Genomic DNA, 12199 nt, shown 5'->3' on the forward strand with positions numbered 1-12199 from the left:
AATATTGAAACGAACCCGCTGTAAGAAAATTGCTCAGCAAATACAAGTATTCCAAAAAAACTGGCAACTAGTCGTTGAGCTTTAAAACAGCCATAAAGGCTTGCTGCGGTATTTCCACGTTACCAACCTGGCGCATGCGTTTTTTCCCTTTTTTCTGTTTCTCCAGTAATTTTCGCTTACGGGAAATATCTCCTCCGTAACATTTGGCGGTTACGTCTTTACGCAGGGCTTTGATGGTTTCCCTGGAAATAATTTTGGAGCCAATGGCTGCCTGTATGGGGATATCGAATTGTTGCCTCGGGATAAGCTCCTTGAGCTTTTCACACATTTTTTTACCGATATGGTAGGCGTTGTCAAAATGCACCAGGGCCGAGAGGGCATCTACCGGCTGCGCATTTAACAGTATATCTACCCGCACCAGTTTGGATACGCGCATCCCGATGGGGCTGTAATCGAAAGAAGCATAGCCCTTGGAAACGGTTTTTAGCCGGTCGTAAAAATCAAATACAATTTCCGCCAGGGGCATATCGAAATTGAGTTCCACCCGTTCGGTGGTCAGGTAGGTCTGATTGGTGATCTGCCCGCGCTTTTCGATACACAGAGACATCACATTACCGACAAAATCAGCCTTGGTTATTATAGTTGCCTTGATAAACGGCTCCTCAACCCGGTCTACAGTAGAAGGGTCCGGCAAGTCTGAGGGGTTGTTAACAATAAGGGGGACATCCGGGTTCTTGGTGGTGTAGGCGTGATAGCTTACGTTAGGCACGGTAGTAATCACCGTCATGTCAAATTCCCGCTCCAGGCGTTCCTGAATGATCTCCATGTGCAGCATGCCCAGGAACCCGCAACGGAACCCAAAGCCCAGGGCGGCACTACTCTCAGGGGTAAACACCAGGGAGGCATCATTGAGCTGTAATTTCTCCATAGAGGAGCGCAGCTCTTCAAAGTCTTCTGTGTCTACCGGATAAATCCCCGCAAAAACCATAGGCTTCACATCCTCAAAGCCTGCAATGGCGTTTTTAGTTGGGTTTACCGCATCGGTGATGGTATCTCCCACTTTTACTTCCCGGGCATCCTTGATCCCGGTGATAAGATATCCCACATCCCCTGCGGAAATACTGTTTTTGGGTTGTTGCTTAAGCTTTAGGGTCCCCACCTCATCGGCGTAGTACTTTTTGCCTGTAGCCACGAATTTGATTTGCTGCCCTTTCTTTATAGCGCCGTTTATTACCCTGAAGTAGGTTTCCACCCCCCTGAAGGGGTTGTAAACCGAATCAAAAACAAGGGCTTGTAAAGGCTGATCCGGATCTCCGGCAGGGGCCGGGATTCGTTCAATAATGGCCTGCAGGATTTCTTCAATCCCGATACCCGTTTTGGCGCTGGCCGGGATTACTTCTTCTGCCTTACAGCCCAGCAGGTCCACAATATCATCTGTTACCTCCTCAGGATTGGCACTGGGCAGGTCTACCTTATTGAGTACCGGGATAATTTCCAGGTCGTTTTCCAGGGCCAGGTAGAGGTTTGAGATGGTTTGCGCCTGAATACTCTGGGCGGCATCCACTACCAGCAAGGCCCCCTCACAGGCGGCGATAGATCGTGAAACTTCATAGGAGAAGTCTACGTGCCCGGGAGTGTCAATCAGGTTTAAAACGTATTTTTCCCCCTGGTATTCATACTCCATCTGAATGGCGTGGCTCTTGATAGTAATACCGCGTTCCCGCTCCAGGTCCATATTGTCCAGCAACTGATCCTGCCGCTCCCGATCGGTGACCGAGCCGGTAGAATCAAGAAGCCGGTCGGCCAGGGTACTTTTCCCGTGGTCGATATGGGCGATGATGCAGAAGTTGCGAATGTTTTTCATAGCAGCAAAAAATAGGGCTCAAAGATACTCAATTGACAGATCAATCCTGCCATTCGGCTATAAATAGATTGGTGTCTCGCGTTCCTCCGTTATTGCGGTTAGAGGAAAAGATAAGCTTTTGGCCGTCATTTGAAAAAACCGGGAAGGCATCAAAGGTTTTTCCATGGGTAACCCGCTCCAGGCCCGTACCGTCTGTATTGATCATATACAGGTTGAAAGGGAAGCCCCCTTCTGCTTCAAAATTACTGGAAAACAGTATCTTCTCCCCACTGGGGTGGAAAAAGGGGCTCCAGTTGGCATTGCCCAGAAAGGTTAGCTGTTTCAGGTTGCTTCCGTCTGCATCGCAGATAAAGAGTTCCATTTCCGTAGGTTGTACCAGGCCCTGTGCCAGCAGCTCCTTGTATTCTGAAATTTCGGCTTCGGTTTGCGGCCGGGAAGCCCTGAAGATAATTTTACTGCCATCAGGCGAGAAAAAAGCCCCCCCGTCGTATCCGAGCCCATCTGTGATTTGCTTTACACCGGAACCATCCAGGTTCATGGTGTAGAGTTCCAGGTCTCCGCTGCGGTCTGAAGTAAAAACGATTTTATCTCCCTTTGGCGACACCGTGGCCTCGGCGTCGTATCCCGGCTCATCGGTAAGTTGAGCTGTAATATTGCCTTCGAGGTCTGCCACGAAAATGTCGAAGGAATCGTAGACAGGCCATACGTATTTGCCGTTTTTGCGAAGGGGTACTTCCGGGCAGGCGGCGTCCCTTAAATGCGTGGAGGCGTATACTATATGTTTATTGTCGGGCAGGAAATAGCCGCAGGTGGTTCGCCCCATGCCTGTACTGACCATAGGAGGCTGTTTATTGTCAAACTTTTCTCCTGCCCCCATTATAAACATCTGGTCACAGGCCACCCCCCATTTCTCGTAATTGGATTGGAAGATAATGTGTGAATCGTCAAAACTCCAGTAGGCTTCGGCATTGTCGCCGCCGAAGGTTACCTGCCGTATGGACTTAAAGTGCTTTTCTCCGGGATAGATAAGGGAATCTGAGGTGATAGCCATCGGGCTTGCCGATTCGCCTGTTTGTTCCGCTTCCGTTTTTCCCTGCTTACAGGAAATAATAAAAATACCTGAAAGCATTAAAAGAAAGATTCTCATGGTTGTGTATTTTTGGACAAAAATAACCGCTAGTTATGAGGTATTATACATTTTTTGCCGGAATTCTGCTTTTAGGTCTTTCCTGTAAGCAGCAGGCTCCCGAAATCAGTATGCAGGACGATGTGCGCATCCTGGCCAGCGACTCCCTGAGAGGACGGGAGACCGGTACCGAAGGGGCCCGGATGGCTGCCGAGTATCTGGAAAAACGAATGGCAGATCTGGACCTTGCCCCGGCTGGGACGGAATCCGGATACCGTCAGGAATTCAGTTTTCGAGCCAAGACCGATCCGCATGCAGAAGTTTCCTTTGAAAAAGCTTCAGACAGCAGCATTACCGGGATAAACCTCATAGGTTTGCTGGACAATAGCGGCTCCCGCACTGTAATTATCGGGGCGCATTACGACCATTTGGGAATGGGCGGTAACGGCTCCCTGCACCGGGGGGAGGCTGCCATCCATAATGGGGCAGACGACAATGCCAGCGGCGTAGCGGTCATGCTTCACCTGGCAAGGGCTTTAAAGCAGTCTGAAACGGCTAGGGATAATTATTTGTTTATCGCATTTTCCGGGGAAGAAATGGGTCTTTTAGGCTCCAATTATTTCGCCAAGAATCCTACGCTTTCCCTGGATGAGGTCCCTTATATGATCAATCTGGATATGGTGGGCCGTATGAGGGAAGACCGCACGCTATCCATCAGCGGAACGGGAACCAGCCCTATCTGGAAACAGGAATTGAACGCCCTCAACCCGGGCTTTAAACTGGTACTGAGCGAGTCAGGCGTGGGGCCATCCGACCACACCTCCTTTTACCTGCAGGACATCCCGGTATTGCACTTTTTTACCGGGCAGCACGAAGATTACCACAAACCCTCAGACGATGCCCCCAAATTAAATTATTCCGAAATGGAAGCAGTATCCGACTATATCCTGAAGCTCTTGCAGTCTATGGAGCAGCAGCGGGAAGTTGCCTTTCGCAAAACAAAAAACGAAAGCGAGGAGGTCCCCCGTTTTAAGGTAGCCCTGGGGGTGATTCCGGACTACCTTTTTGATGGGGAAGGAATGCGTATTGATGGGGTAAGCGAAGACAAACCTGCCCAGCGTGCGGGCTTGCAGAAAGGTGATATCGTGATACAGTTGGGAGACAGCACGGTAACGGATATGATGAGCTATATGAGGGCCCTTTCCGTCTTTGAGGAAGGCGACAGTACCCGGGTAGTGGTAAGCCGTAATGGAGAGCAGGTGGAAGCCTCCATCAAGTTTTAGGACTACAAATTTTTTTAGTTAAGCAGAAGGAGAATTAACTGCAAAGCCAGTGTAGGAAAAATAATCTATATTTATACTCTTGACCCTAACCTACAGCCCATTGAAGCGTCCCCTCTTCATACTCCTCACATTGTTGCCTGCCCTGTTTTTTGCCCAGGGATTTGAAATTTCCGGTACTGTAAAGGATGCGGACGGGAAACTCCTTCCCTTTGCCAATGTAATGCTCTTAAGGGTGGCCGACAGCACCCAGATCAAAGGGGTTTCAGCAGACGAAACCGGAACCTTCCTGCTGAATAAGGTGCCTGCAGACCTTTATTTTTTACAGGCGCGCTATTTTGGTTATCAGTCCGGGTTGATCCCCCTGGAGATCAAATCCTCCATAACTATAGGGGCCATAGTGCTGGAACCCGGCAGTGACTGGCTGGATGAAGTTATTGTCACCGGGCAGGTCCCAACAGTGGAACGCCTGGCAGACCGCATTGTCTTCCAGGTTGAAAATTCAATAGTGGCAGAAGGAAGCACCTGGGATATTCTTCGCAACACCCCGGGGGTGATCATGGTACAGGACAACCTGGAAATCCGGGGGCAGTCTGCAACCATCTACCTGAATGACCGAAAAATACAACTAACCCAGACAGAGATACAGGACCTGTTGCAGGGCCTCGGGGGGTCAGCTATTGCCTCTATTGAAGTCATCCCCAATCCACCAGCCAATTTTGAGGCCGAAGACGGCCCGGTGCTCAACATCCGCACGCGGGAAAACATTACCCCCGGGTATAAGGGCAGCCTCAGAGGTGAGTTCACCCAGTCCGTTTTTCCCAAGTACAGTTTTGGCACCAGCCATTATTTCAAGAATGACCGGATCAGCTTTTTTGCCAATTACAGCCTAAGCCCCCGCAAAGATTTTAAACGGTCTGAAAGCAACATCAACTTTATCAATAACTCGGACCAGGTATTTGCCAGATGGGATACGGATCTGGAGAAAACCACCCGCTCACAGGCCCAGCAGGCCAATCTGATGCTGGATTATAAACTCAGTGAAAAAGAGCTGCTCAATCTTACGGCCAGCGGTAGTATTTCCCCCAATAAGCGGTACACCAACCGGGTACAGACTCTAATGCGCAACGGAGCCGGGGTGCTGGATTCCAGCCTGCAAACGCTGAGCCCGCTGGAAGACGACTTGCTGAACCTTTCTTTTGATCTGAATTATGAGCGAAAACTCAAAAAGGAAGGGGAGGTCTTAAAGGCCAACGCACATTATACCTATTACGACCTGAGCCGGATTCAGGACGGATCCAGCGATTATTTTGACGCAAGCGGAGACTTCCTCAGGAATTTTAGCTTTTCCACAGATGCTGGGCAGGATATTGACATTTATACAGGGCAATTGGACTATTTCCTGCCCCTGGGCTCTGGAAATTTCGAGGCCGGGCTAAAAGGCTCGCTGATCGAGTCGGGAAGCCGCATTGATTATTTTGACGTTAACGATACACAGCCGCCTTTTGACATAGCGCTATCGGATGATTTCCGCTATAGGGAAGGAGTACTGGCAGCCTATGCCAGCCTGAGCCGGCAATGGGGAAGCTGGCTCCTGAAAACAGGGCTGCGGGCCGAGCAGACAGACGTAAAGGCCCGCTCGCTAACCTTAACCCAGACCAATACTCAAAGCTATCTGGAACTTTTCCCTTCGGCTTTTATAAGCAAAGACCTGGGCAATGACAACAGCCTTTCGCTGGATTACAGCCGCAAACTGAGCCGTCCGAATTACGCGGACCTCAATCCTTTCCGATATTTCCTGAATGAAAATGATTTTGACGAGGGAAACCCGAATCTGGTACCGGCGTTCAGCCATAATTTTAACCTGAACCTCAGCCTGAAGAACACCTTTTTTATCGACCTCTATTACCGGGACAACGGGCAGTATATCAGTACACTCAGCTTTCAGGACAACCAGAACCAAACGCTGCGGCAGATTAAACAGAACGTGCAGGAAAGCACCTCCTATGGCCTGGATTTTACAGTGTCCACCTCCCTCACCTCCTTTTGGTACCTCTACTCTTATAACTCTCTCTTTTACGAGGACGAGACCTTCCTGGCGGTGGAAAGCAGTATAGATACCTTTACCAATAAAGTGACGGGGTTTTACGGTTACCTCAGTAATTCTTTTACCCTGAGCGGGGATGGCACCTTTAAAGGGGAAGCTTCCCTGTTGTACCTCAGCGGGTTTTTAAACGGGTCTTACAGGATGTCGGAAACCATTCAGGTAGACCTGGGCCTGCGGAAATCCTTATGGGACAACCGGGCGGTGGTTTCCATTACGGCCGAAGACTTGCTGCGGCGCGCAAACGCTACATACACTTCCCGCTATGCCAACCAGGACAATGCTTTTTTTGCCCGGCCGGAAACCCAGTTTGTGCGCTTTGCCTTTACCTACAATCTGGGGAATTACCGCCTGAGCAATCAGGTGCGCACAGCGCAGCAGAGCGAGCTGGAACGCCTTGATAAAGAGTAAATTCGCGCCAATTCAGACTTTATTTATAATTTTGCCGCTCAAAGCAGAACAGCATGCCCAAAATCGGGGACATCAATTTACCGGACTTTCCTTTGTTGCTCGCTCCCATGGAGGATGTAAGCGACCCGCCCTTCCGCACCCTTTGCAAGGAGCAGGGGGCCGATGTGATGTACACCGAGTTCATCTCTTCTGAAGGACTTATAAGGGATGCCGCCAAGAGTGTTATCAAACTGGACATTTACGAGAAGGAGCGCCCCATCGGGATACAGATTTTCGGGGCCGAGCTGGATTCCATGTTGCAGGCGGTGGATATTGTAACCGCCACCGGCCCGGATATCATCGACATTAATTTTGGCTGCCCGGTTAAAAAAGTGGTTTGCAAGATGGCAGGGGCCGGAATCCTCAGGGATATCCCGCTCATGGTAAAACTGACCGAGGCCATGGTTAAGCGCACTCATTTGCCCGTTACGGTTAAGACCCGTCTGGGCTGGGACCAGGATTCCATCAAAATTGTGGAGGTGGCAGAGCGGCTTCAGGATGTAGGCTGCCAGGCAATTTCCATCCATGGGCGTACCCGTGTACAGATGTACAAAGGATCCGCAGACTGGAAGCCCATAGCAGAGGTAAAAAACAACCCGCGCATGCATATCCCCGTATTTGGAAACGGGGACGTAAACAGCCCGGAGGCTGCTGTTCGCATGCGGGACCAATACGGTCTGGACGGGGCCATGATTGGCCGGGCCTCTATTGGCTATCCCTGGTTTTTCAGGGAGGTAAAGCACTATATGGAAACCGGGGAGCATTTAGCGCCCCCCACCATGGAACAGCGGGTAGAAGCAGCGCGTCGCCACCTGCAAATGGCGATAGACTGGAAAGGGGAAAAACTGGGGGTATTGGAAACCCGCCGCCATTACACCAATTACTTTAAAGGAATCCCGAATTTTAAGCCGTATCGCACCAAAATGGTGACCAGCGATGATGCCGCAGATGTGTTTGAAGCCCTGCAGGAGGCAAAAGAGGCTTTCTCAGACCACATCTTTGCCTGATCAGGCATTCCAGCTCAGGAGTTTTTTATCGATTCGGTTGCTCGCGATACGCGAGGCAATCAGCCCCAGCACTACAATGGTGAGCAAAACCAGCAGTACATTGGTCAGGCGATATTCTACCGGATAGGCCAGGGATGGCGTGATTTTCAACCAGCCAAAAAGCAGCTGGGAACCGATAAGCAGGGAACCGATAAGCAACCCGATCACCCCGCCGGCACTGGTAACCAAAACCCCCTGTACAAAATAAATCCGCCGCAGGTCTTTTACAGTCAGCCCCAGGGAATATAGCGTACGCGAATGTTGCTGCTTATCCAGGATCATCATGATGATGGCCCCTACCACGTTAAACAGGGCAATAATCAGTACCAGGGTAAAGATCAGGTAGGTGGCCACATTTTCCGTATTGAGCATGCGATATAGGGTCTGGTTCAGCTCCCGCCTGTTTTTGAGTTGTACCGCAGGCCCCAGGATTTCCGATAACCGGGCCCTGAGCGCAGATTCATCTGCCTCCGGCATCAACTTGAAATTGACCCCGGAAATCTGGCTGCTGTCTCTTTCCAGCAAGGCCTGCACCAAGGGGAGCTCCGCAAAGACGTATTTCTTGTCCAGGTTTTCTTCCAGCTGGTATACCCCACTTAAGACCAGGGAGAGCTGGTTATAGGGTTTGTCTCCGAACCCCTGCGGGCTCAGGCTGCCTTTTCCCGGTTTGGGCGCCAGGATAATCAGCGGGCTGCGGTAATCCTGTACACTGAGGTTCAGCAGGTTGGCAATGGTGATCCCGGAGACGGCCTGCTGGGCACTGAGGTCCCAGGAACCCACAAACAAGCTGCTGTCTATCCCGGTAGTGCGGGTGTAATTTTCATCTACTCCTTTCAGGTAGGCAATCCGGCTTTTCTGCTGGTGGGTGAGATAGACCCTTTCTTCCAGTTCCCGGGAAAAAGACGCTACCCCTTCAACCTTATGCAAGGCCTCTCTTTGGGCCGGATTCAGGGAAAAAGTTTTACCGCTTAGTGGAACAGCTTTCAGGTCCGGATCTGAAGTATTACTGAAGGAAAGGCTGAAAGATTTTAAACCTGAAAATCCGGACAGCACAATAAAAAGGGCCGCAGAGCCAATAACGATTACCAAAAAAGTTACCGCGTTAATGATGTTGACCGCGTTCTGGCTGCTTTTGGAGCGGATATAGCGCTTGGCGATATACAGCGGAAAGTTCACCCTCAGGATTTTTTGCGTCTCGGCAACAGGTCCGGGTTTTCAATAGGGTTATTCCCACCCTGTAGCGATTTTTCGATTTGATCAATGTATTCAAGGGAGTCATCCAGCAGGAACTGCAATTCGGGAACGCGCCGCAGCTGGTTGCGGGTCCTTCGGGCCAGTTCGTGGCGAAAGCGGGGATTGTCTGCCTGAATACCCTTCATTACCGCACGGGCTTCCTTTACCGGAAAAATACTTACGTATACCTTGGCTATAGAGAGGTCTGAGGTTACATTTACCTTGGAGACGGAGATAATAAGCCCTTTCAGCCCGGCATCCACAGCTGCCCGTTGCAGGATTTCGGCCAGGTCTTTTTGCAGTATCCCGGCAATTTTTTTCTGTCGCTGCGTTTCCATGGGTCAAAAATACGCACATTTAGGCGGATTTAGGTAGCCCCAGGGCAGCTAACCTTAAAAATAAGGGGGCCTTAGCCGGCCATCTGCATCATTTCTTTAAGTATTTCTCCGTCCAGGGGTTTGCGGTAGGCCCGCTTCTCAAGGTCCCGCTGGCTTAATTCTTCCCGATCCGCAGGGCTGAATTCGGAGCTCAGCAGAAAGAGTGCGTCTTCGTTGAGGGCAATATTCCGGCTGTGCACGGCATCCAGGAATTCCCAGGCATCCATAACAGGCAGGTTGATGTCCATCAAAACCAGTGCTGGGGGTTCCGCATCCGGGTTTTGCAAAGCTGTAAGAGCATCACTGGCGGAGTCAAAGGATATTATTTCTGATTCGGGAAAGGCTTTGCCAAGTTGCAGCCCGTGCATGTACAGGGTTACTTGGTCGTCATCGATTAAATAAATAATATGGGGCATAAGTTGGGGGATTTGGTTGGTTATTTGGAAGAAATGATCTGGGTTGGTTCAGAGGGTCAGGATCTGTTGCAGGCGTTCTTCTGCAATGGGTTTGGCAATATAATCTTTCACCAGGGCATAATTCAGGGCCCGGGTTTTGTCGCTGGGGTTGATGGAGGAACTCAGCACATAGATCTCCATGGTTTCTTTGCCGGGTAAAGAAGACTGCTTCAGGGCCTCCAGAAAATCCCAGCCATCCATAATGGGCATGGTCAGGTCCAGAAAAACCACCCGCGGCAAGGCTTCTCCTTTATTGGCTAAACGTTCAAGGCCTTCAATGGCCTCCTGTCCGTTGTTCCAGATTTCGGTTTGCAGGGAAACCCCCAACTGCTTCATCATCAGCTTCATCCCAAAGATCATAATGGGATCATCATCAATAATACAAGCTTTCTCTAGTGTTTTCATGGGTATCAATCAGCCACAGGTGTTTTTAAAAAGATGCTGAAACAACTTCCCTCCCCGGGAGTACTTTGCACTGAAATTCGACCGCCCATGGATTCGATTTGGTTACGGGTAATAAATAAGCCAATCCCGCGGCTTTCCGGATGCTGGTGGAAGGTTTTATACATCCCGAAGAGCTTTGCCCCGTGTTTGTCCAGGTCAATACCCAGGCCGTTGTCTTTAAAATGAAGGCAAAGCTGGTCTTTTTGTTCCTCGGCGGTTACCTCAATGGAACATTCCTTAGCCGGATCCCGGTATTTGACACCATTGGTTAATAGGTTCAGGATGGTGCTTTCCACATAGGCCGCCACTCCCATCACCCGGCAGTTTGAAGGGATGTTTAGGGTAAGGCTTACGTCATTTGCCGCCAAAAGGGCTTCCAGGTCGCTTTCAACTTTGCGGACCATCAAGTTCACATCCAGAGCGACCATTTTCTTTTCCGCCTCCGTCTTGAATTGTACTACTTCATTTAAATGCGCAATGGTCTCATTAAGGCCGTTGGCTGCTTTTTTGAGCATCTCCAAAGTGTTGAGCCGCTCATCTTCGCCAATGCGATCGTTTAGCAGGAAATCTGTGAGCATGGAGAGGTTAGTGGCATGGGAGCGGAGGTTGTGGGAAACGATGTGCGCGAAATTCAGCAAGCTCTCATTCTGATAGGTGGTGGTATTCAATAAGGCCTGCATTTGGGCCTCCGTCTGTTTTTGCTCTGTTACATCCCAGTTGGCCCCAATCATTTTTAACGGATTCCCTTTATCATCTCGCAAAACTGTCGCTTCAGCGTGTATCCAGCGGATTTCCCGCTCTTTATAATTGATTCGGAAGTCTATGTTGAAAGCATTTTTTCCTTCGATGGCCTCGGCAACAGAAAGGGCAGATCGCTCCTTGTCCTCAGGTAGCACCGTGGCCTCCCAGGCTTCATAGACCCCTTTAAACTTATCATTAGGGACCCCGTAGAGTTTGTACATATTGTCATCCCACTCCAAGATATTATTTACAATATCGTAGTCCCAGATCCCAATACAGGCTGCCCCGGTGGCGATTTCCAGCCGGTCGCTAAGGATGCGCGACTCAATTTCTGCCCGCTTGCGCAAATCAATATCCTGAAAGGTCCCTGAGAGGCGGACGCACTTGCCGTTTATCATTTCGGCTTCCCCCTTGGCACGAACCCAGATGTCCCTGCCCTTGGCGGTAACCAGTATTAACTCAACATCCCAGGGCGTTCCCTTTTCTATGGCTTCACCAACCAGCTTGCCAATAGTATCCCGGCTAAAACCTTCTTTGTAAAAGTTGATTCCTGTTTCCAGGTTGGGCACGAAATCTTCTGGCACTTCATGAATCTCTTTGGTAATGGCAGACCAGTTTACGGTGTTATCCAGCAGGTTTACCTCCCAGCCGCCAACCCGCGCCATCCGTTGTGATTTACGGGAAAGGTCTTCATTTACCTTTTGTTCAGTAACGTTTTCCAGGATAATGATGCTGCCGGTTGGCTGGTCTTCTGAATGCTGCCAGGGGTTCAGTTTCCACCGGTACCAATCGAATGCACCATTGGGGTGAACAAACCTGGCCGGCTCGGAATTGGTGCCAATGCCTTCCTGGCACAGTTGTAAATCCAGATATAATTCTTCAGGAAGCTGGTTTAAAATTTTTATAAATGACATCCCTTTGATATTGTCATCCAGGCCAAAGGTTTGCAGCCATATTTTAGAAAAACCTGTAAAATTCAGGTTGTGATCGAGGGTTGCCACCGGAAATGGGGCTTCGAAGAGCAGGGAAGCGGTCCGAACCATATTCAATTTTTAAGTCTTACAATAAAAGTAGAAAAT

10 protein-coding genes are annotated in these 12199 nt (G+C 50.0%); 3 read left to right on the plus strand and 7 right to left on the minus strand.

Annotation, left to right across the window (positions count from 1 at the left end; genetic code table 11):
• Positions 1 to 67 precede the first annotated feature (67 nt).
• A complete protein-coding gene (gene lepA, locus ACT6NU_RS06285; protein WP_445383611.1) occupies positions 68 to 1864 on the minus strand; it encodes a translation elongation factor 4 in 1797 nt (598 codons plus the stop codon).
• Between the two features lie 40 nt (positions 1865 to 1904).
• A complete protein-coding gene (locus ACT6NU_RS06290; protein ID WP_445383836.1) occupies positions 1905 to 2915 on the minus strand; it encodes a TolB family protein in 1011 nt (336 codons plus the stop codon).
• Positions 2916 to 3046: 131 nt separating this feature from the next.
• On the opposite strand from ACT6NU_RS06290, the gene ACT6NU_RS06295 reads away from it, so the two are divergent.
• The 3 genes from ACT6NU_RS06295 (at position 3047) to dusB (ending at position 7831) form a co-directional block, all read left to right on the plus strand.
• On the plus strand, positions 3047 to 4273 hold the full coding sequence (locus tag ACT6NU_RS06295) for a M28 family peptidase (protein WP_445383612.1): 1227 nt from the start codon (positions 3047 to 3049) through the stop codon (positions 4271 to 4273).
• 100 nt (positions 4274 to 4373) lie between these two features.
• Positions 4374 to 6785 carry an outer membrane beta-barrel protein gene (locus ACT6NU_RS06300; RefSeq protein WP_445383613.1) on the plus strand — a complete coding sequence of 804 codons (2412 nt, stop codon included), beginning with the start codon at positions 4374 to 4376 and terminating at the stop codon, positions 6783 to 6785.
• Positions 6786 to 6838: 53 nt separating this feature from the next.
• The gene (dusB, locus tag ACT6NU_RS06305) at positions 6839 to 7831 is read left to right on the plus strand and encodes a tRNA dihydrouridine synthase DusB (RefSeq protein ID WP_445383614.1); all 993 of its coding nucleotides are present in this window, start codon (positions 6839 to 6841) and stop codon (positions 7829 to 7831) included.
• Here dusB and ACT6NU_RS06310 read toward each other — a convergent pair whose 3' ends face one another.
• From ACT6NU_RS06310 to ACT6NU_RS06330, 5 genes are all read right to left on the minus strand, one after another.
• Positions 7832 to 9046, minus strand: a complete 1215-nt coding sequence (locus tag ACT6NU_RS06310) for an ABC transporter permease (RefSeq protein WP_445383615.1) — start codon at positions 9044 to 9046, stop codon at positions 7832 to 7834.
• Between the two features lie 2 nt (positions 9047 to 9048).
• Positions 9049 to 9441 carry a 30S ribosome-binding factor RbfA gene (gene rbfA / locus ACT6NU_RS06315; protein ID WP_445383616.1) on the minus strand — a complete coding sequence of 131 codons (393 nt, stop codon included), beginning with the start codon at positions 9439 to 9441 and terminating at the stop codon, positions 9049 to 9051.
• Positions 9442 to 9512: 71 nt separating this feature from the next.
• A complete protein-coding gene (locus ACT6NU_RS06320) occupies positions 9513 to 9896 on the minus strand; it encodes a response regulator (RefSeq protein WP_445383617.1) in 384 nt (127 codons plus the stop codon).
• Positions 9897 to 9944: 48 nt separating this feature from the next.
• Positions 9945 to 10340, minus strand: a complete 396-nt coding sequence (locus tag ACT6NU_RS06325) for a response regulator (protein ID WP_445383618.1) — start codon at positions 10338 to 10340, stop codon at positions 9945 to 9947.
• 5 nt (positions 10341 to 10345) lie between these two features.
• Positions 10346 to 12163 (minus strand): PAS domain-containing protein, encoded by a 1818-nt coding sequence (locus ACT6NU_RS06330; protein ID WP_445383619.1) that lies wholly within the window; start codon positions 12161 to 12163, stop codon positions 10346 to 10348.
• Positions 12164 to 12199 lie beyond the last annotated feature (36 nt).

The organism is Robiginitalea rubriflava (assembly GCF_052540725.1).

What these genes read in the sequence shown, in the direction of transcription:
- lepA (WP_445383611.1), bottom strand. Translation starts at nt 1,864, where the DNA reads ATGAAAAACATTCGCAACTTCTGCATCATCGCCCATATCGACCACGGG.
- ACT6NU_RS06290 (WP_445383836.1), bottom strand. Translation starts at nt 2,915, where the DNA reads ATGGCTATCACCTCAGATTCCCTTATCTATCCCGGAGAAAAGCACTTT.
- ACT6NU_RS06295 (WP_445383612.1), top strand. Translation starts at nt 3,047, where the DNA reads ATGAGGTATTATACATTTTTTGCCGGAATTCTGCTTTTAGGTCTTTCC.
- dusB (WP_445383614.1), top strand. Translation starts at nt 6,839, where the DNA reads ATGCCCAAAATCGGGGACATCAATTTACCGGACTTTCCTTTGTTGCTC.
- rbfA (WP_445383616.1), bottom strand. Translation starts at nt 9,441, where the DNA reads ATGGAAACGCAGCGACAGAAAAAAATTGCCGGGATACTGCAAAAAGAC.
- ACT6NU_RS06320 (WP_445383617.1), bottom strand. Translation starts at nt 9,896, where the DNA reads ATGCCCCATATTATTTATTTAATCGATGACGACCAAGTAACCCTGTAC.
- ACT6NU_RS06325 (WP_445383618.1), bottom strand. Translation starts at nt 10,340, where the DNA reads ATGAAAACACTAGAGAAAGCTTGTATTATTGATGATGATCCCATTATG.
- ACT6NU_RS06330 (WP_445383619.1), bottom strand. Translation starts at nt 12,163, where the DNA reads ATGGTTCGGACCGCTTCCCTGCTCTTCGAAGCCCCATTTCCGGTGGCA.